Origin of the sequence: Roseivirga sp. (genome assembly GCF_965216855.1) — a bacterium.
GTDB lineage: Bacteria > Bacteroidota > Bacteroidia > Cytophagales > Cyclobacteriaceae > Roseivirga.
Map to the genome: position 1 here is coordinate 3,929,400 of NZ_OZ244204.1, position 22,412 is coordinate 3,951,811.

Here is a 22,412-nt window from a genome sequence, read left to right on the forward strand (position 1 = left end):
AAGAGATCTAAACCTTAAACACCAAACTAAAAGTAGCTCCCGCTCCGGGTTGAGATTTGACTGTAAGGTTGCCTTTATGCTTTTGCATGATTTGTCTCGATAAGCTCAAGCCTATACCCGAGCCTTCTTCTTTGGTAGAAAAGAATGGGATAAATATCTGATCCATTTTGGCTTCATCGATACCCATACCATTGTCAATTACATCAATGATAGCCTGAGACCTGGTTGAATAGGCTTTAATTTCTACCTGTGGATTCTCTTCCTTTTCTGTGGCATGTCTGGCGTTGGTGAGCAGATTAATAAGAACCTGATCGATCAGCTTGCGGTCCATCGGAACCTTCAACTCACTTTCAGACTGAACTTTAAGCCCGACCCCTGCTTTTTCAAACTCCATTCGTAATAGATTGGCATTGTCTTCCAGCAGTTCTTTTACACTGACATTTTCCAGTTGAAGTGCCTTAATGCGAGTGAGTTTACGATAATCTTCTACGAAGTGAAGTAGTCCTTCGCTTCGTTTTTGAATAGTTTTCAAAGAGAACCTCAGGTCCTCCAGCGTCTCTTCAGAGAGGTCTTCCAATGGCTTAGGTTGCCCTTTTTCTTCCAACATCATGAGCATTGTTTCCGATAGGGAAGTAACCGGAGTCACAGAATTCATGATCTCATGGGTAAGGATGCGAATCAGTTTGTGCCAGGCTTCAATTTCCTTCTGCTCAATTTCACTTTTAATATCCTGGAAGGTGAGAATGGTATATCGGTAGTTGAGGATTTTGAGTCGGTTAATCTGTACGGATACCTGCTGTTTTTCACCCTTAATGACCAACTCTATCAGCCTGCGCTCATTGTCTTCCATATCATCGATTTCATGGGCAAAGGCAGGTTGCAATTGTTGAAACTGTTTCCAGTAGTTCGGGGTAGATGTCTTTAATAAATCCTGAGCTGCTTTATTCATCAGCTCAATGGAGTAATCTTCTTTAATGGCCAGAACACCCACTTTGATGTTATCGACAATGACTTTAAGAAACTTGAACTGAGCTTCTTTTTCTACACTCACTTTTTTGAAGGCCTCAATGATTTCCACAAAGGCATCTTGCAGTTCCTGAAAAGACCTGCCACCTTTTTTACCCCTGAAGGAAATGGAAAAGTCCGAGTAACGGATGGCCATCAGTAGTTTGGCAATTTCCCGATTGGTGAATGTAATAAAGCGAATCAGTTCAGAGACCTGAATGATGATGATACCCAACAGAATGATCTGGTTAAAGAAAAGCTCGGTGCGGGCGAAAATAAATGCCAGGGCCGTCATGGTGAGCATGAGCAACACAATGCGGATAATGACCAGTAAGGCAAATCTCTTAGATACCACTTCGGTTTATGATTTTTGATTGATGACTTGGCCAAACACCTTAATCGCTCGACAGCTAAATAAACTTCTCAAATTAAATCTAAATGCTAACATCTGATATCTAAGGTCTAGAGTCCATATTTCTGCATTCTTCTGTAGAGTGCCAGTCGATCGAGACCTAACTCTTTTGCTGCACGTGTGACGTTGCCATTGTGCTTATCGAGTGCTTTCAATATGAGCCGCTTTTCGTTTTCCGTCAGGTTGAGGTTTTCATCCTCCTTGCTTTTTACATTGCCTTTGGCAGGACCAAACATAAAATCATTAGGGCCTAGCTTATTGCCCTCAGAGAGAATGATAGCTCTTTCAACAGCATGTTCCAATTCACGGATATTACCCGGCCAGAGATGCTTCTTCAGCTTGTTCATGGTGCCTGTGTCAATGCGCATATTGGCCTTCTTGTACTTCTTGCCAAACACATTAAGGAAATGTTCTACCAACAGGTCAATGTCTTCTGTGCGCTCAGATAGTGACGGCATTTTGAGCTCTACGGTATTGATGCGATATAATAGGTCCTGCCTGAATTCTCCGCTTTCCACCATTTCGTAAAGGGGCATATTGGTGGCACAGACCAGGCGAATGTCAACAGGGATCTCTTTACCGGATCCCACCCGGCTCACCTTTCTCTGTTGTAGAACGGAGAGCAATTTGGCCTGAAGGGGGAGGGAGAGATTACCTATTTCATCCAGAAAGAGAGTGCCACCCTGAGCCAGTTCAAACCGGCCCGGCTTGTCTTCTTTGGCATCGGTAAAAGCACCTTTAACGTGACCGAAAAGTTCAGATTCAAAGAGTGTTTCACTGATTGATCCGAGGTCTACTTTGATAAATACCTGATCTGCTCTCTCTGACTTTTTGTGTAATGCGCGTGCTGCCAGTTCTTTGCCGGTTCCGTTTTCGCCAAGAATTAAGACGTTGGCATCGGTTGGTCCAACCTTTTCAATCAGAGAGAACACCCGTTGCATGGGTAATGACTCTCCCAGGAAATGAGCATACTTCTGATCTACATCATTCGTGATGCTTTTGGTGGTATTCTTCAGTCGATCAACTTCCAGTTTACTTCGCCTTAGCTGTAGGGCAGAGGTGATGGTAGCATAGAGTTTCTCATTCTTCCATGGTTTGGTAATAAAATCTGTACCCCCTGCCTTAATGGCTTTTACGGCCAGATCGAATTCACCATAAGCGGTGACCAATATAACGATGGCATTAGGGTCAATATCCAGAACTCGGTTAAGCCAGTGAAGTCCGTCCGACCCATCGTTTTCACCCTTCTTAAAGTTCATGTCCAGTAGCACCACATCGAATGACTCCCTTTCGAAGTGGAGCGGTATGTTCTCCGGATCGTTTTCTATCTGTACCAGTGTAAACTGCTGCTTAAGATACATCCGCGCAGTGTTTAGCACATCAATGTCATCATCCACTACCAGAATCTTCGCTTCAATCTTACTCATAAATACTGTATCAAAAACAAACGGTTAAATGTATTAAAAACAAACAAATTATTATTCAGGTATTCTACAGAATAAATACAAATAACTGATTGCCAGTCAAATGTATCTGGTGGCATGAATGTTGAATTTTCAGCGCAGACCTTTAAGAATCAAAACACTCTTTATGATTAGAACCTATTTTAAGTCCGTCTTCAGATCTACTTTAAAGCATAAGCTATTTGCAGCCATCAACCTGGTTGGGTTGTCATTTGCCTTGGCTACGTTTATCCTGATCTTTCTTTACGTTAGAAACGAATTAAGTTTCGATAAATATTATCAGGAAAGCGAGAAGATATACCGGGTGAGCACCAGGTCTCATGCTTTTTATTCGATGGCTTATCTGGACGAACTTAAGAGGGTTAATCCTGCTGTAAAGTCTGTCACCAGCATGTTAAGCTCTAAAAAGACCAAATTGGTAAAGGGCCAAAAGCAAAATGTCCTTCAGAATTTTTATTATTCAACCGATGGCTACACCAATGTTTTTCAACATCAATATGTCTATGGAGATGGTGCACGGGCTCTGAGTAAGCCGAATAGTATAATAATCACCGAATCCTTATCAGCCTTTTATTTCGGAGATAATAATCCTGTAGGAGAAGTACTGAGAATTTCCAATCAGATTGGTGAGGGTGATTATGAGGTTACAGCCGTTATTAAGGATTTACCTTCTACCGTTTCAACTCCTATAGAGGCTATTGCCACTTTTCCTGAAGACTTTTTAGAGAGTGCAAAGAGTAGATATTCTTTTACTTCATTCTATTCTTATTTCAAGACGGAACAAAACTATGACTTAGATGAACTGAATAAAATGGTGGATCAGTCTCTCTTCGACAGAGACTATATTCAGTATGGAGATGGGAGAAGTCAGGAAGAGTTCAGGGAGGGGTTCTCCTCCAATCGTTTGATCATGCCACTGGAGAAAATTCATTTAGAGTCCAACCTGACTTATGAGGCGTCCCAGAATGGAGATTATGAGGTAATCTATATACTTTCCCTTGTTGCAGTGCTTATCATAATTCTGGCATCTATCAACTATATAACACTGTCCATTACCTCAGCACAGAAGCGGTTCAAAGAAGTAGCCATCAGATCAGTTCTGGGTGCCACCAAGTCTCAGGTTTCCATCTTGTTCTTTCTGGAGTCCGTTATCTACTGCATTTGCAGTCTCATTATTGGTTTGTGGATTGCAGAATTGTCTATGAAGTTGTTGTTAAGTAACTACTTTGAGCACTATGCGACTTCATTACTCAATCATCAGGAAGTATTAGTGGTTGCTACTCTACTGGCTCTGGCTCAGGGTGTTATTTCAGGGGTGTTTCCTTTTACCTTCTTAATGAAGATTAAACCCACGAAGGGGCTTAAGAGTAAGTTCACCACCGGACCGGTTAATGGTTGGTTTAAGAACACCCTTGTCGTATTTCAGTTAGTGGTGTCCCTTGGGCTTATTCTGTTTGCTGTTTTCATCTCAAAGCAATTCAATTATGGGTTGACAATAGACAGAGGTTTCGACCTTGATAATGTGATAACGGTAGATAATTCCAGTTTTCAGCTAGGTCATAACAAGGATGCTTTTCTGAATAGCCTGAAAAGCAATTCCAGGGTTGAATATGCAGGGTTTACCCACTTTGAGCTTACTAAAATGAACCTCTCAACCCTCAATAAGATTGATGGAGAGGCCATCAATCCAATGACTGTATCTTATGTTATCTCAGATGAAGGGTACCCTAAGGCATTGAGCTTTGAGTTGGTGAAAGGTCGGTTTTTCGATGCTGAAAGAGATGAAACACAAGGCTCGGTTTTAATTAATGAAACGTTAGCCAGGGAGTTGGGCGGTGACGTACTAGGTAGAAAGATACTCCACAACCTCAGTGACAACGGAATGACCATTGTTGGTGTATTGAAGGATTTTCATTACGACAATTTGAGAAGTAAGATTGCACCCGTAGCACTCATCTATGCCCCATACTCAACCAATTTATATATCTCATACCATGGTGATTATGATGAAGCTTTGACGGAGGTAAACCGGATTTATTCAGAGTTTACTGATGAAATTCTGGTAGCCGAACCTTATACGACCAGATACGAAGAGATCTTTAAACAAGATAAACAGCTGGGCATCATTGTGAATCTCTTTACCGTGGTGGCGGTCATTATTTCAGTCTTTGGGCTCATAGGACTGATTGCAGCCTTAGTTAACCAGAAGTTTAAGGAAATAGGTATCAGAAGAGTACTGGGTGCACCAATTGTGAATATTTTGGGTGCCTTGAACCTGCAGTTATTGCGCTTACTGGCAGTAGCTATGGTTCTGGCATTTCCACTTTCAGTTATCCTGATTAAGCAGTGGTTAAGCAGTTTTGCCTACCGTGTTTCATTCAGTTATCTGCCGTTTATTGTCTTAGCAGTAGGAGCTCTGATGACCGTTTTAGTCATTGTGGTGGCAGGATCACTGAAAACAGTTTTCACCAATCCGGTTGACGTTCTGAGAGAGGAATAGAACTGAAGTCAATGGATGGCTTACAGAAAATGACTGTATCAAAAACAAACAGTCAGATGTATTAAAAACAAACTAAATTTTCGGTTAAGCTTTCATTATTGATTTGTAAGTATCTGTATTATAGATGTTTATAGTCTTGGCACGTCTTTAGTATTAGGCTGAATCAAAATTGCCTCAAATGATCAAGAATTACTTCAAAACAGCACTCAGAAATCTGCTTCGAAACAAGAGTTTCGCTGCCATGAATATTCTGGGTTTGGTACTGGGTATATCAGGTACCATCATTATTTACCGAATCACGGCTTTTGAACAAAGCTTTGAAGACTATCACGAACATGCCGACCAGGTATACAGAATCAACCTGGTTCAGGATAATGATGGCGATGTGCAGAAATCTGCATCAGTTATGCATCCATTAGGACCAGCCATGGCGCTTGATTATCCTGATTGGAAGGTATCCAGAATTCACTGGTATTGGAATGGTGTATTCTCATACGAGAATGAACAGGGAGTTTTGAAGAAGATCAAGGAGCCCAATAATATGGCTTTTGTGGAATCTGATTTCTTCGAGATGTTTGATTACAACGTTATAGCCGGAAGTGATCAGGATTTGTTGGGCAATCCTAACACTATGGCCTTATCGGTTGATAGTGCAGAGAAGCTCTTTGGTCTGAATGGCAGTAACTATCAATCCATTATTGGCAAGACGGTCACTTTTGAGAATAAGCTTAAAATGACCATTGCTGCTGTTTATGATAACCCACCAAAGAATACAGATTATGGAATAGACTATCTTATGTTCTATGAAGGAGCAAAAATTTATCCTTATGCCAATGGCCTGACCAGCTGGGGAACGCGTAATGGTGCTACCCGCATGTTTGTTCGTTTACCTGAAAGTCAGAACCTGGATCAGGCAGAGGCTGCTCTGAAGCAATCCTCAGTCAAATACCTGAAGAATATTGGGGTAGACTCCGAAGAGGCAGGGGTGTACTTTGGTTTACAACCCTTGAAAAGTATTCACCTGGATCCTGATTTGGGAGCCGGTGGTTATGTAGATCAGAGCATTTTGAGCAATATGCGCATTATAGCCATCATTTTAATCCTCACTGCCGCCATTAACTTTGTGAATCTGGCAACTGCTCAGTCGGTTAAAAGAGCTAAGGAAGTAGGGATCAGAAAAGTACTGGGAAGTGGCAAGGGTCAGATTGTCTTCCAGTTTTTCGGTGAAGTGGCTATTATCACTTTCATGTCCATACTCATATCATTGGCAGTGAGTGAGGCAGTGCTCATTCGTTTGGAACCACTATTGGGCTACAGCCTTGGGCTGAATCTTTTCAATAATCCGGAAACGATATTATTCCTGTTAGTCCTCTTAGTTGGAGTAACGGCACTGTCTGGATTCTATCCTTCATTGGTGCTTTCTAATTATAATCCGGTGCATGCTATTAAAAGCAGTAGCCTGAATGCCAAAAGCAGCAAGGGTAGCTTTTCTATCAGAAGAGTTTTGGTAGTCTTCCAATTTCTGATCTCTCAGACTTTGATCATTGCTACTCTGGTGGTCGTCTTTCAAATGGATTACATGAGTAGCCAGCCACTTGGTTTTAAATCAGAGGGTGTTTTGACATTCCCCATTCCCGATCGTTCAGAAGAGACTATGAATGTGTTGAAGTCCAGATTATCGGCCGTTTCCGGAGTAGGCGACATGAGCTTCTTCATCGCTACCCCGGGCGCTTCAAATACCAACAACATCGATACAATTGAAGACCCGAAGGGTCAGGAAAACGATGGCATCAGAGCCAATAGAAAGAATGTAGACCCGAATTATGGTGAGTTGTTCAACCTCGAACTATTGAGTGGTAGCTTTTACACGAATGAATCTCCGGACGACTACAGCGTGATCAACCGTAAACTGGCTGAGTTACTGGGTTATAATGATCCTGCCAGTGCCGTAGGTAACCGATATAAAACTACCTATGGTGCCTCATTCTACATTGCCGGGGTAGTGGAGGATTTCCACAATAATTCCTTCCACAGGGGAATTGATCCGGTATTCATGATGAAAGGGGCTTCTCAATATTTTGAAGGAGGAGTAGCGATTGCTTCTTCCGGTGGTTATCAGAATATCATAGATCAGGTGGATGCTATTTGGTCAGATGTTTTCACCAATGATGTTTTCACTTATGACTTTATAGAAGACCGTGTAGCGGGTCAATACGAAACGGAGCGAAAAATTTCAACCCTCTTTCAGGTGTTTGCCGGTGTGGCTATTTTCATCTGTTGCCTGGGACTATATGGTCTGATCTCGTTTATGGCCAATCAGAAGGTAAAAGAGATTGGTATCAGAAAAGTATTGGGGGCCAGACTTACAGGTATAGTGAGTATTTTCTCCAAAGAAGTATTGATTTTGGTGGCCATTGCATTTGTGCTGGCCGCCCCGCTAGCCTACCTGGCTATGAATAGCTGGTTGGAAGGCTATGTATATCATATTACACTGGGAGCCTCAGTTTTTGTGCTGGGAGCACTGGTAACATTGGTTATTGCTACCAGTACCGTTGGCTATAGAGTATTCCGTGCCGCCTCAGTTAATCCAATTAATTCACTTAGAGACGAATAAGATAAGAAAGCGATATGATTAAGAATTACTTTATTACGGCCATAAGAAACCTTAGAAGAAACAGGTCTTTTACGCTCATTAATGTATTTGGACTTGCCTTAGGCATAAGTGCAGCCCTGGTACTTTTCAAGTATGTGATGTTTGAGAAAAGCTTCGATCAGTACCTTTCTAACTATGACAGACTTTACAGATTTACCAAGCGGGTAGAAAGCCCAAACCTGATTGACCTGGAAGGTGGGGTGCCAAACCCTTTTGCCCAGTCCTTCATGCTTGATAATCCTGATTTGGGGATAGCCTGTAGAACTTTCTATACAGGAGAAAATCAATTGAGTGTTCAGGGCGCAAGTGATAACTGGATCCATTATCAACAGACCGATGGTATTGGTTTTGCAGACTCAACCTTTTTTAAACTCTTCGACTATGAATGGATGATCGGAGACTCTGAAACGGCTTTGTCTAAACCGAAATCGGCCGTTATTTCTACTTCCCTGGCTGAAAAGCTGTTTGGAGTAACAGACGGAGGATATGACAGGGTTTTGGGTAAGGAAGTGAAAATGAATAATGAGCTGACAGTATTCATTACCGGAGTTGTTGTTGATCCTCCAAAGAATGCGTCAGTTCCATTCAAAATTATTATGGAATATGAAGCAGTGGCAGAGATCTTTGATTTTTACCAACCTGAATCATGGACTTCCACTTCCAGTAATGCACAGGTGTTCTTCCTGGCCAATGAGAATGTAACTAAGAAACAGATAGAAGCTGTTCTGCCGGAACTGGGCAAGAAATACATACCTGAATCCGAAAACAGAACAACATTTCATGTGCAGACTATAGCGGAAATGCACTTTCAGCCTGAGTTTAATACTTATGGAAGTACTGCCATTGATTCAGATATAATTACGGTACCTATTGTGGTTGGCATATTCCTGATTCTCACAGCTTGTGTCAATTTTGTGAATCTATCAACCGCATTGGCGATTAAGAGAGCTAAGGAAGTGGGTATCAGAAAGGTACTCGGAGGTCACAAAGGGCAATTAATTTTTCAGTTTTTGGGAGAGACCTTCCTCATTACCTTAATTTCCGTTCTGCTGTCTATTGGAATTGCCGAGTTGGTCATCACCAATATGGAAGACCTTCTTGGACATAAGCTTTCATTAGATCTTTTGAATGATTATTCACTTCTGGCAGTGGTGGTGACTGTAATTATTGGAGTTACCCTGTTTGCCGGTCTCTATCCTTCATTCGTGCTTTCGAAACTAAAGCCTGTATCTGTTCTAAGAGGCAAAGGCCAATCGGCCATGTCAGGAAATATTGTAACCAGAAGAGGTTTGGTCATATTCCAGTTCTTTATTTCTCAGGTGCTGGTGATTTGTACGCTGGTGGTGATTTCACAAATGAAATACTTCAGCAATTCCGACCTGGGTTTTGAAAAGGAGTCTATCATCACTTTTCCATTACCAGTTCCTGATGGCTCTAAGCTTCAGGTCATGCGTAATGAGCTGATCAGCTTTCCGGGAGTGGAGAATGTGAGTTATGCCTTCGGAAGCCCGCTTTCTACCAACAATATAGGTTCTACTTTCGGTTATGCCCCTCTCGAAACACAAGGGCAGTTTGATGTGGCATACAAGGTGATTGATGATAATTATCTTGACCTCTACGGAATTGAGCTGTTAGCAGGTAGAGATATAAAGAAGACCGATACCTTAACCGAGGCACTGATATCACTGGAAGCCTTAAAGCTGATGGAAATGAATGATCCAAATGAGGCCATTGGTAAAGAAATCAGCTCTGGGTTTGCGGGGCCAAAAACGGTTGTTGGTGTATTCAAAGACTTTCATAACAAGGATCTAAAAGAGAAACGAGACCCAATGGTTATGGTCAGATATCCGGGTTATTACTATGAAGGGGCTTTGAAATTTAGTGGAAACGAAAGTGAAACCAATGATTTGATTGCTGCTCTTGAGCAGACCTGGACAGCCCAATATCCGGATGTTTTATTCGACTATAGTCTGCTTACGGAAGAAATCATGGAGAACTATGAAGAGGAGGCAAATATGCTCACACTCTTTCAGCTCTTTTCCGGAATAGCCATTCTCATAGGTTGTTTGGGATTATATGGACTGGTTTCGTTTATGGCTAATCAGAAGAAGAAAGAGATTGGAGTCCGGAAAGTGCTCGGTGCATCTGTAGGACAGATTCTGAATATTTTTTCTAAAGAGATGCTGGTCCTCATCGGAGTTGCTTTCCTCATTGCTGTACCCTTCGGTTACTACATCATGGACAATTGGTTATCGGGCTTTGAATACCGTGTGGGAGTGAGTGTTTGGGTATTTGTTGCGGCTATAGGATTCACTTTAATAGTAGGGGTTATTACCACCGTATTGCGATCAATGAAAGCAGCGGTCTCTAACCCTGTAGACTCACTTAGAAGCGAATAATATGCTCAGAAATCATCTGCTTTCCATTTTCAGAAATCTCAAGCGAAACAAGGCTTATGCTAGCATTAATATCATGGGGCTGGCTATTGGTTTTGCTGCGACTACACTCATCGCTATTTATGTAAAAAGTGAATTCACTTACGATCAGCATTATGCCGGGCATGAAAAGGTCTATCGGCTAAGTGCTAACAGTTTTGCGCTTTCATCTATAGCTCATCTGAATCAGATCAAAAATAATGTAGCAGCAGTAGAGCATGTAGTAAGCATTATGCCCAATCCCTCTGCCAGCCTGAAAACAGAGAGTGGAAAAAGTCTGGCAGTTAAGGATTATTTCTATGTAACAGAAGAGTACAGCGATGTATTTAAGCACACGTTTATTTTGGGGAATCCGGAAGGAGCTTTAGATGCTCCCGATGCCCTGATTTTGACGGAGAGCATGTCGCGAAAGCTTTATGGTGACAAAAACCCGATAGGAGAGCAGTTGCATGTGAATTCTCAATTGGCTGAGGGTAATTTTCAGGTGACGGGTGTCATTAAGGACTTACCTTCCAATACCACGATTTCTTTTTCAGCTATCGGTCGTTTGCCGGCAGAATTCATAGACAGGGTAAAAGACAGCTACTCCTTTACAACCGGCTACAGCTATTTCAAGACGGCCAGCGAGATGCCGCTGGATCAGGTGAAAGCTGCCGTAGATGAGGCACTCTTACCGATTGACTTCGAACGTTATGGAGAGGGCAAAAGCTTTGAAGAGTATAAGGAAACTTATACCTCAAGAATGATGGTATTGCCTTTGGCAGATGTACATCTGAATTCCAATATCCAGTTTGAAGCTTCGGAACCAGGAAATGTAACCTACCTCTATGTTTTCCTTTTCATAGCCGTATTTGTCATCATTCTGGCGGCAATTAACTACGTCAATCTTTCGACTGCTCAAGCTTCTAAAAGAGCAAAAGAAATAGGAGTAAGGAAGGTTTTAGGCTCCTTCAGAAATCAGTTGGTTTATCGATTCATTGTAGAGTCTGTTATGATTGCCTTTGTGGCGGTGTTGATTGGTTTTGGTTTGGCAGAAGCAACACTGAAGCTACTTCAATTCAATGGATTCGGCCACTTTGAGTCCAATGTATATGATTACAGCCTGTTGATAGCAGTAATTGGTAATGTTGCCCTGGTTACCGGATTGGTAGCAGGAATTTACCCGGCTCTTTATCTGACCCGGTTCAAGCCATCGGCAGTACTCAAAGGAGACTATAAAGCAGGCTCCGGCAAGAGATATTTCAGAAACGGGCTGGTTGTTTTCCAGTTTGTGGTGTCTCTGTCACTGGCTATTTTCTCAGTGTTTATTTCCCAGCAGCTGCATTTCAGTATGCAGAAAGACCTGGGCTTCGATAAGTCAGACGTTTTGGTTATTGACAATTCGAAATTCCAGATTGGAGATAATGTAGATGCTTTCAGAAATGAGTTGAAAAGCATGCCCGGTATTGAGTCAGTTGGTTTCAGTCATTATAAGCTGACCAATCTGGCACTCAGTGGGTTCATTGAGAATAATGTGGAGAATGCCGAATACAAGCGTATGCAGTATAAGTATATCGATGCTGAATATGCTGAGGTAATGGGCTTCGAATTGGTAGAAGGTCGATTTCTCGATAGTGAACTCGATGGAGACCGCACAGCTATGCTGGTGAATGAAACCCTGGCCAAAAACCTTGGGGGCGATGTACTGGGAAGAAGATTCAATGCCAACTTCAACGGTAAGGATGTAGAAATAGTGGGGGTAATTAGGGACTTTCACTATGAAGACTTTCGCAAAGAAATTGGTCCTGTTGCCCTCTTTAGCAGACCATATCCATCTTTGATCTCTGTACGCTTTAAAGGTACCCAACAAGAGGCTATTGCCGCTGCACAGCAGATTTATGGAAAATTTACTGCCGAGCCTTTCGACTATGAACTGTTTGAACAATCATTTGACAGGCTCTTCGATAAAGAAAGACAACTCGGTCAGGTGATCAATCTGTTTACAGGCCTGTCCATTTTTGTGGCTGTTCTGGGCTTGATTGGTCTGATTAGTTATACTCTCGACCAACGTGTTAAGGAAATTGGTATACGCAAAGTGTTGGGAGCTTCCGTGAAACAAATCCTGAGTATGCTGAGCAGAGAAATGCTCTGGCTGATGCTGGTGGCTTTTCTGGTTTCTATACCGCTGTCTTACTATGCAGTGAGTAGTTGGATGGCTGAATTTAGCTATCACATTGGTATTGGCGCCTGGCCATTTATCCTGATCGGCCTGCTAGCCATGGTTACCATACTGCTTATTGTTTCAGCCAGATCTGCCAAGGCTGCTATGTCTAATCCAGTTAATGCTCTAAGAACCGAATAAACTATAAAGGTTATGCTCAAAAACTATTTAAAAACCCTCCTTAGAAACTTTGCCCGTAACAAAGCTTTCACCCTTATCAATGTATTTGGACTAACACTGGGTATTACCTGTAGCCTGGTGATGTTCCTGATTGTCAAGCAGGAGTTCAGCTTCAATACATATCATGAAAATTTGAATTCGATCTATCGTGTTGGTCATATCGATATCGAAAATGGCAGAGAATATCCTGGAGGTGGATTACCCCTGGTGATGCCGGCTTCTGTTGAGGAGGAGATTGTAGGACTCAAAGAGGTTACTCTTGTTAGTCATGAGCGATATGGACTAATATCCGTCAATGCTAAGGATGGGTCGGTTAAGTACTATGAAGAAGACCCAGATTTAGTTTACGTAGAGCCTAGTTTCTTCCGCATGTTTACCTGGCCTCTGGTTGAAGGCACGATTGATGGAGATGTCATGGCTCAGCCCAATGTGGTAGTGCTGAACCAAACACTGGCGGAAAAATACTTCCCGGAGGAATCTGCCTTAAACAAAATAGTAAGGCTCAATAAACAAACTGATTTAAAGGTGGTAGCCGTAGTCGAAGATGCTCCGGATAACTCTGACTTTCCTTTTGGTTTGTTTATCTCCATGGAAACCAAACGTTCACAAGAGCCTGACGACTTCAATCGGTGGGGTAGTATTTCAAGCGATAACGTGGCTTTCATTCAATTGGAGAATAATGTGAACCCTGAGCAGGTAGAGGCACAATTCCCTGATTTTGTAGAGAAACACTGGGATAAGGAGACCAGAGAACTAAGGACTTTTGTGCTGTCTCCTTTGAGCGAGTATCACTTCGATGAGCGTTTTGGGACCTTTAGTCAGCGCATTGCACCTAAATCACTACTTTATGCCTACATCATTATTGGTGCTTTTCTCATTGTTACTGCCTGCGTGAACTTCGTGAATATGTCTACCGCCATGTCAGTCAAAAGGGGCAAGGAAGTAGGTATGAGAAAGGTCTTGGGAAGTAGTAAGCGACACCTTGTATTAAGGTTTTTGGGTGAAACGTTCGCTATTACCCTCATTTCCCTTTTACTCTCCATGGCCATTACTGAAAGACTGTTGCCTCTGGTTATTAATGACTTCATTGGCATTGAGATATCATTTAGCCTGCTTTCCGATCTTAGCCTTGTTGCCTATCTTTTGGGTATTCTGGTAGTTGTTTCCTTACTGGCAGGACTCTATCCTGCATTGGTGCTTTCCAATACGCAGCCCATTTATGCATTGAAGGGCGCTGTGGCACAGAAGAAAGGAGGTATGTTCTTCAGAAGATTTCTGGTCTTCTTCCAGTTCCTGATTTGTCAGGTATTGATTTTTGGTACCGTGGTGGCCGTTATGCAGATGAATTATTTCATGTCGGCTGACATGGGGTATGATCAGGAGTGGATCTTAAACGTAGGTCTGGCCAGAAAGGACAAGCAGGCACTCGACCTTTGGGAGTCAGAGATACAAAATGTACCTGGTGTGAATGCCTACTCATTCAACTTCCACCCACCATTCTCAGGTTCGGTATCAGCTACGAATGCCTATTTCTATTTGGGTGATACCACCAGAGAAGAGTTAACCACTCATGTGAAGATGGCCGATGAAAATTACCTGGACACTTATGGCCTGACCTTACTGGCCGGAAAGTGGCTGGACGATAGTGATACCCTGAAGCAGTTTGTAGTTAACGAGACTTTTCTGAAACAGGTAGGAGTAGATGTCGATGATGCCATTAATAAGAGAATCAGACTTTGGGGTAAAACAGCTCCCATTGTAGGTGTGGTGAAGGACTTTCACACCGGAACGCTTGAAAGCGCTATCGAACCAGTGACACTATTCAATGATGTGAGGAATTACAGAACCCTGGGAGTAAGCGTTAACGCTTCTAATGCAGATCAGGTAGTCAAACAATTGGAGAGTATATGGTACAGGATCAATGAAGAGTACGAATTCAATTACCAATATGTAGATGATCAGATTGTAGAATACTATGAGAGTGAGCAGAAAATGTCACAGATGCTCACTGCCTTTGCCGGCATAGCCATTTTTATTGGTTGCCTGGGACTATACGGACTGGTTTCTTTCATGGCTAACCAAAGAGCAAAGGAAATTGGTATCAGAAAAGTATTGGGTGCCAGCGTAGCTCAGTTGGTAAGCCGGTTCTCTGTTGAGTTTTTAGTGATTGTTGGTCTGGCATTCCTGATTGCCGCTCCTTTAGGCTATCTGGGCATGAATAGTTGGCTTCAGGACTATGAATACAGCATTTCTATCGGACCATTCATTTTTGTACTGAGTCTCCTTTCGTCTATTGTTATCGCCATGGTTACTACCGGCTATAAATCATTAAGAGCAGCGACTTCTAACCCGATTAATTCACTAAGAGATGAGTAAGATTAATTTCAGCAGGTACTTCACGGTTAAAAGTCAAAAGGCTAATCTCAGATTTAAGCTGCTCAATATCCTTGGATTGACATTTGGTCTTACTTCCGGTATTATTTTATTCCTCATAGTACGCTATGAAAAGAGCTTCGATACCTACCATGAGAAGTATGACCAGATTTATCGAATTGTACAGTCAGGAGAGGTAGAAGGACAGGCCATACATCAGGTAGGGCTACCGAAGCCAATGCCATATGAGTTTAGAGACAAAATATCTGGTATTGAGACCATCACCCATTTCTATCACAGCAGGTATGGTGAGGTCGAGTTAATCAGAGAAGACGGAAGTATTGACAGCTTCTTTGAAAACCCCGGTGTAGTCTATGCTGAACCTGAGCTTTTCCAGGTGTTTGACTGGGAATGGATTTCAGGAGATGAGGAAAAGGCTCTGACAGAACCTAATTCAGTGGTGCTGGATGATGTTCTGGCTACTAAATATTTTGGAGATCAGAATGCTCTGGGTAAGACCATTAAGGTGAAAAATGTAGGAGACCTGATGGTTACCGGTATTGTGAAAAGAAGACCGAATAACTCTGACTACCCTTTTGAATTTTTTATTTCAATGAAGACTATTTCGGGGGGTGAAGAATTTAATAACTGGTATAGTACCTATTCCGATGATCGGGCCTATGTGGTCATTCATTCTAAAAATCAGGTGGCTGAAGTTGAAAGACAAATGAATGAAGTGGCTTTAGCCAGGTATAATGGAGAAAGAAGACTTGAAATCCAGCTTCAGCCTCTCCATGAGATTCATTTCGATGAGCAATATGGTAACCTGAACTACAGAGTGGCGTCAGGCACATACATTACCACACTGAGCATTGTTTCTGTTTTTATCGTGCTCATTGCCTGCTTCAATTTCATCAATATGTCAACCGCTGTGGCTTTTCAGAGAGCCAGAGATGTTGGAGTCAGAAAGATATTGGGCAGTACCAGTGCCAGATTAATTAAGAAGCAGATGGTCAGTACGTTTTATGTAGTACTGGTATCGATGCTGATTTCCCTCGGACTGGTAGAGCTGCTAATGCCAACAGTGGTGCAAGACTTTGCGGGTACTGTAATAGACTACCACTTATTGGCGGATGTTGAAATACCACTGTTTCTCACAGGCCTTTTGTTCCTGGTCACTCTCATTGCAGGCTATTACCCTGCCTATGTTATTTCCAGGTTTAAGCCTACTGATGCACTAAAGAATAACTATGCTACGGGTAAAAAAGGAATGCTTCTAAGAAGAATTTTGGTGGTCATGCAATTCGCCTTTGCTATTATCTTCCTTTTCGGAACCTCCGTTGTATTTCAACAATCCAGGTACGCCAGAAGTATTACGTTGGGCGAAATGAAGGATTGGGTAGTCTTTCTTGACCTTCCTTCAGGCGAAGCAGGTAATCAACAAGTATGGGAAGGTGAGCTGGATAAAGTTTCAGGTGTGAACAAGTATGCCTTTTCTACGCATACACCATTTTCCGGCTCAATGTCTTCAACCACTGCCACCTTCGGTAAAGATGAGGATAGAATTCAGTTCAGTGCTTTGAAAAAGACCGCAGATACCGAATTCTTCGGTACTTACGGTTTGGAATTAGTCGCAGGGGAGTACTATCAGGACCTGCAAACGGTAGAAGGTTTTGTGGTCAATGAAGCTTTCGTTAAGAAGCTGAACCTAGAGAGCAATGAAGAAGCCATCGGGGCACTGATTAACTATGATGGTCATACAGCAGCCATAAAAGGTGTGGTGAAGAACTTTCTGGTTACCACTGCCAAAAGAGAAATGAGGCCGGTGATTATGTACAATGATCAACGGAACTTTAGCACCCTGGGCATAAAGCTTAATCCGTCTAATGCCGATCAGGTATTAAGTAGTCTTGAAAGCATATGGCAGTCTGTTTATTCCGGTCAGGAGTTTTCATACCAGTTCTATGACGATTATGTGGGGATGTACTACGAGAACGAAAAGAAAGCTACTCAAATGCTGCTTCTTTTTGCAGGTATTGCTGTAGGCATTACCTGTTTAGGGCTCTATGGTATAGTTTCCTATATGGCAGCCACCAGAAGGAAGGAAATAGGTGTGAGAAGAGTATTGGGTGCTTCAATATTTTACCTGGTCAGACTGTTCTCATCTGAATTTGTCCGATTGGTCATTATCGCCTTCATGATTGCCAGTCCTGTTGCTTATTGGTTAATGAATCAATGGCTTGAGGGCTACGCCTTTAGAATGCAGATTGGACCGGCCATATTTACTTTCTGTCTGTTGGCTACTCTGATGATAGCATTACTTACTACCAGTTATAGGTCATTTAGGGCAGCTTCAGCTAACCCCATTAATTCACTTAGAGAAGAATAATATGATAGCTCATTATCTGAAAACTTCCATCAGGGCGATTAAGAGAAGTCCTCTGTTATCCGCCCTTAACCTGTTAGGGTTGAGTATAGGTCTGGCCTGCTTTCTGGTGATTTCACTGTATCTCTATCAGGAGAATACTTATGAAAAAGGTTTTTCAGACCATGAAAGAATCTACCGTCTGGAGGAAGATTTTTTGGGTATGGGTAGAACGGCCTGGTCTACATCTAATCTGCAGTACAGATTGGATGAAGTACCCGAAATAGAGAGTTTCACTCGGATTGCTGCAGGAGTTACAGATGGATTCAAGGTGGGAGAGAAGGAGTATTCAGCTTCCAGAGTCATTCAGGCCGATGAACATTTCTTTGAGGTCTTTGATTTTAATGTATTGGCAGGAGATCTCTCAACTGCACTTGATGGTCCAAATAAGTTGGTATTGACCAAAGACTTTGCAATAAAACTCTTTGGTGAGACTAATGTAGTGGGCAGATCCATAAAATATCAGGAAAAGGAAAAGGTAGTTGCCGCTGTGCTGGATGACCAACCTTATAGAAGTCATTTGAAGTTTGATGTAATCTCCAGCGATATCTTCAACCCTGAGTATGCCGATGGCAGATGGTTTAGTATTGGAGGTTACACCTATGCGAGAACTACTGTCCCCGTAGACGCTCAGCTTATCAATGAAAAACTAGATGAAATAGCTAAGACCTATGCTTATCCTATTGTACATGGCAGTCAGACCTTGTCTGCTGATGATTGGCTTGAATCAGCCAATAAAGTACGCTTCTTTGCTAAACCCATTCGTGAGATTTATCTGGGTGATAATGAAAAGTTTGAACTGACTCCGAACGGTGATCGGCAAGCCAGGGTAACACTCACCATTATTGGTTCATTCATTCTTTTGATTGCCGTTATCAACTTTATGAACCTCTCTACGGCAAGGTCATCACAAAGAACCAAAGAGATAGGGCTTAGGAAAGTACTGGGAACCGGTAAATCAGGGTTGATAAGCCAGTTTTTATTAGAGTCCGTTATGCTCACTCTGATTGCTGCTATTATTGGTGGAGGGTTGTCAGAACTATTTATCAATCTTCTCAATCAGTCTGTTGGAGAGGTTATTAGTATCTCAATTCTGAGCTACCCTTCTCTGGCGCTGTATGTGTTGATCGGGGTAATTGTGGTTGGCATATTAGCGGGTACATATCCGGCCTTTTACCTTTCTTCAGTGAAGATGATTCCATTGTTAAAAGGAATGAAGCTGAATCAGGTATTGAACCTGGGAAGCGCCAAGACCTTGCGAAATTCACTTGTTGTCCTCCAGTTTACGGTTTCTTCAACGTTGATTATCGGGGCTTTCTTTGTCTATAGTCAGCTTCAATATCTCCGTCAGGTAGATCTTGGTTTTGATAGAGAACAGGTTATTGTTTTACCTTATGCTTCAAAAGCGGTGGATGGTCATCATCCAATGAGAAGCGAACTATTAAGAATTCCGGGAGTGGAGTCCGCCAGCTTTAATAACCGTCTCCCCGCTGATCAGTCAAACGATATTATGTCTGTTATGCTCAATGCCGAAGAGACCGTAGCTTTCAGTCATTTTCAGGTAGATCCCTTTTATCAGGAGACCTTGGGACTAAACTTGGTTTCGGGTGACTGGTTCAGACCGGATCAGGAACCAACCGATTCATTGGTTGTGCTCAATCAGGCGGCAGTAAATGCCATAGGTTTTGAAGACGATCCGGTAGGGCAGGTATTTGGAAACTATTGGAGAGTCATTGGAGTGGTAGAGGATTTCTTCGTAGACAACTACAGAGATGAAGTAGGACCCGCTTTAATCAATTATGATCCATCAACCCCGAATCAGGTGGCCATTAAACTCGACACAAAAAATCTTAATTCAACTATTGCACAGGTTCGGACTACCTGGGAAGAACTCAATAACGAACCTTTTGAGTATAAGTACCTCGATCAGAATTTTGCAGAGGTCTATAACAAAGAAAAGCAGAATGGTGATGCGGTCATGGTATTTACTGTGCTGGCCATTTTCATCAGTTGTCTTGGTTTGTTTGGTCTGGCTGCTTTCACTGCTGATCAGAGACAACATGAGTTTGGAGTGAGAAAGGTGCTGGGGGCAGGTATTGTCGATATTGTCAAGAGTTTCGGCTTAGACTTTATCAAGCTTATCCTGATCGCCTTTTTGGTGGCGATTCCTCTATCAGTCTATGTGGTCAATCTATGGCTAAATACCTACGCGAATAGAATTGACTTAGGTATTGGCGGTTTTCTGGTAGCAGCGATACTATCAGTTCTTATCGCTCTGGGTACAATTGCTTTTCAGTCGGTTAAGACGGGACGGTTGAACCCTATGGATACATTACGTAACGAATAAATTTGACATAACATGTTCAGAAATAACCTCAAATTAGTTTTTAGACGACTTCGTAAAGAAAGAATTTTTACGCTGGTCAATGTGGTAGGTTTAACGATTGGTCTCACTGCTTTTTTGATGATCAGTCTCTACATCAGGCATGAGTTAAGCTTTGATCGGTTTCACAAGGACTATGAAAACATATACAGGGTAACTTCTCAATATCAGGATAGAGACTGGAGAGGTGTAATTCCAAGTGATTATGTAGAGTTCTTCGAAGAAGACATAGTTGGACTCAATAGCTATTCCAGACTGAGACTTAACCGGGGTGTTGTGCTGGTTGAAGCACGAGGAAAGGAGTTGAATACTGATGGAGTACTCTCGGCAGACAAAAACTTCTTTGAGTTCTTTTCATTTGAATTAATCGATGGTTTGCCTTCTTCAGTACTTTCTAACTCAGGTAGTGCAGTCATCACTGAGGATTTAAAAGAAAAACTTTTTGGTGATAACAATGCGATTGGCGAGGAATTACAAGTCGAAAAGGGGAGTAAGGTGTATACCATTACAGGTATTGCCAAAAATCCTCCTTTGAATAGCACCATTAGCTTTAAGATGGTCACTTTTGATGAGGGACAGTATAAAAACAACTTTGCGAAAACCTCCGGTTTAACCAATGTAATCACCTATCTCAAATTGACCCCTGATTTTTCGAAGGATCAGGTAGTTGCAGCTATTAGTGCTGCCAGAAGTAAACCACCGTACAAAATAGCTGTAGAGAATGAGCAATTTAATATTTCCTCAATGGCAGATCAAAGGTTATATGCCGACTACCGGGCTATTTACTTTGAGCAAAATGACATTAGATACCTGAGACTTTTTGGAGGTATAGCCCTTGTTGTCCTGTTGCTGGCTATCATTAATTATGTCAACCTGGTTACGGCTCAGGCAACAAAGAAGGTAAAGGAGATTGGTTTGCGGAAAGTGATTGGTGCCGGAAGGTATCAACTGATGTTTTACCAGTTTCTGGAATCAATTGTGGTAGTGGTCTTTTCATTTATGCTGGCCTTTGCTTTAACTGAAAGACTGCTGGTCAGATTCAATGAGATACTAAATAAAGATATTGCACTACCTTATTTTGGAAGTACTTTCGCTATGTGGGTGTTGATTGCGGGAGTAATTATCGGAGGACTCTCAGGTATATACCCGGCTGTACAGATTTTAAAAGTCAGCCCAATTAGCACTGTGAAATCCACTTCAGGAAGAGGGAAACAATCCTCCAGGTTCAGAAAGGTATTGGTGCTTTTTCAGTTTACAGTAACTGCACTCTTACTTTCCTGCCTTATGGTAATGATGAATCAGATGAACTATCTGAAGAGCAAAGACCTGGGTTTTGATGCCAGTGCTGTTTTGAGCATCCCTCTTGATCAGGATTCTACTCAAGCCTATCAACCTTTAAAACAAGAGTTTCTGAAAATACCGGGGGTGAGGAAGGCCAGCCTGGGAGGGTTTAAACCAGGAGGTTCGGCCAGCATACCTGCCTTGAACGGACCTAATAACCGGGGGAAGGAGGCTGAAATGATAGGGAATGAAGCCATCATTGCCGATGCAGGTTTTCTTGATATCATGGAAATTCAGGTATACTGGCAGGCCCATGAAAATGCGATTGCTGAATTTAGCCCCGGACAGGTAATTATCAATAAAACCATGGCTGCCAGTATGGGTGCTTTGGAACAACCTGAAGGCAGGAGAATTTATGGATGGAGTGATCAGGTAGGACTGGAAATTGTGGCCATTGTAGAGGACTTTCATATGAAATCCCTCAAGACTGAGATAGAGCCAATGAGCATATACTACCTGAATAGCTGGGGGACAGATCAGGTTTTCGTGAAGTTGGAAGCTAATAGCTTGTCTTCTGCCATACCGAGGTTGGCCGAGCAATACGAGGCTTATTTTGGAAGACCTTTCGAGTATGACTTTCTGGATGATCAGATTGCAGACTTCTATCAAAAGGAGCAGGAGCAGTTCAGGCTATTCCAGGTTTTTTCTTCCATCGCTATTAGTATATCACTATTGGGTCTGATTGCTTTAACGGTCTACAGCCTTGAACAAAGAAGAAAGGAAGTAAGTATCCGTAAGGTATTGGGAGCTTCAATGAACCGACTGATTCTAATGCTCAATAAAGAGTATTCCATCTTGATTGGAGTGGCATTTATTATTGCCGTACCAGTCGCCTACTTTGCTATGCAGAACTGGCTGAACGAGTTTCAATATAGAATCAGTCTCAGTCCATTAATCTTCATTGGAGCATTTCTTGCCTTCCTGGCTTTGAGTTGGTTGGTGACTCTTGGTCAGTCTTTAAAAGTATCTAAGGAAAATCCGGCCGATGTTTTAAGAGATGAGTAGTGCCCGGCCTTTGCAGGAGTATGCATAATCGCCTAGA

General features: G+C 42.3%; 10 protein-coding genes. 8 read left to right on the forward strand and 2 right to left on the reverse strand.

What is annotated here, in order from left to right:
- Positions 1–7: 7 nt before the first annotated feature.
- Positions 8–1,360: a sensor histidine kinase gene (locus ACOOEY_RS17325; RefSeq protein ID WP_420385986.1), complete on the reverse strand. Its 1,353-nt coding sequence runs from the start codon at positions 1,358–1,360 to the stop codon at positions 8–10.
- 107 nt (positions 1,361–1,467) lie between these two features.
- The gene (locus tag ACOOEY_RS17330) at positions 1,468–2,844 is read right to left on the reverse strand and encodes a sigma-54-dependent transcriptional regulator (RefSeq protein WP_420385987.1); all 1,377 of its coding nucleotides are present in this window, start codon (positions 2,842–2,844) and stop codon (positions 1,468–1,470) included.
- A gap of 163 nt (positions 2,845–3,007) precedes the next feature.
- On the opposite strand from ACOOEY_RS17330, the gene ACOOEY_RS17335 reads away from it, so the two are divergent.
- The 8 genes from ACOOEY_RS17335 (at position 3,008) to ACOOEY_RS17370 (ending at position 22,375) form a co-directional block, all read left to right on the forward strand.
- The gene (locus tag ACOOEY_RS17335; RefSeq protein ID WP_420385988.1) at positions 3,008–5,380 is read left to right on the forward strand and encodes an ABC transporter permease; all 2,373 of its coding nucleotides are present in this window, start codon (positions 3,008–3,010) and stop codon (positions 5,378–5,380) included.
- A gap of 178 nt (positions 5,381–5,558) precedes the next feature.
- The gene (locus tag ACOOEY_RS17340) at positions 5,559–7,994 is read left to right on the forward strand and encodes an ABC transporter permease (protein WP_420385989.1); all 2,436 of its coding nucleotides are present in this window, start codon (positions 5,559–5,561) and stop codon (positions 7,992–7,994) included.
- 14 nt (positions 7,995–8,008) lie between these two features.
- Complete coding sequence (locus ACOOEY_RS17345; protein ID WP_420385990.1) at positions 8,009–10,432, forward strand: FtsX-like permease family protein; 2,424 nt, start codon at positions 8,009–8,011, stop codon at positions 10,430–10,432.
- A gap of 1 nt (position 10,433) precedes the next feature.
- Positions 10,434–12,809, forward strand: coding sequence for an FtsX-like permease family protein (locus tag ACOOEY_RS17350; protein ID WP_420385991.1), 2,376 nt, complete (start codon positions 10,434–10,436; stop codon positions 12,807–12,809).
- Positions 12,810–12,821: 12 nt separating this feature from the next.
- A complete protein-coding gene (locus tag ACOOEY_RS17355; RefSeq protein WP_420385992.1) occupies positions 12,822–15,224 on the forward strand; it encodes an ABC transporter permease in 2,403 nt (800 codons plus the stop codon).
- Complete coding sequence (locus tag ACOOEY_RS17360) at positions 15,217–17,610, forward strand: ABC transporter permease (RefSeq protein ID WP_420385993.1); 2,394 nt, start codon at positions 15,217–15,219, stop codon at positions 17,608–17,610. The genes ACOOEY_RS17355 and ACOOEY_RS17360 overlap by 8 nt, the downstream gene beginning before the upstream one ends.
- A gap of 1 nt (position 17,611) precedes the next feature.
- A complete protein-coding gene (locus tag ACOOEY_RS17365; protein ID WP_420385994.1) occupies positions 17,612–19,993 on the forward strand; it encodes an FtsX-like permease family protein in 2,382 nt (793 codons plus the stop codon).
- A gap of 12 nt (positions 19,994–20,005) precedes the next feature.
- Positions 20,006–22,375 (forward strand): FtsX-like permease family protein, encoded by a 2,370-nt coding sequence (locus ACOOEY_RS17370; RefSeq protein WP_420385995.1) that lies wholly within the window; start codon positions 20,006–20,008, stop codon positions 22,373–22,375.
- Positions 22,376–22,412: the final 37 nt, after the last annotated feature.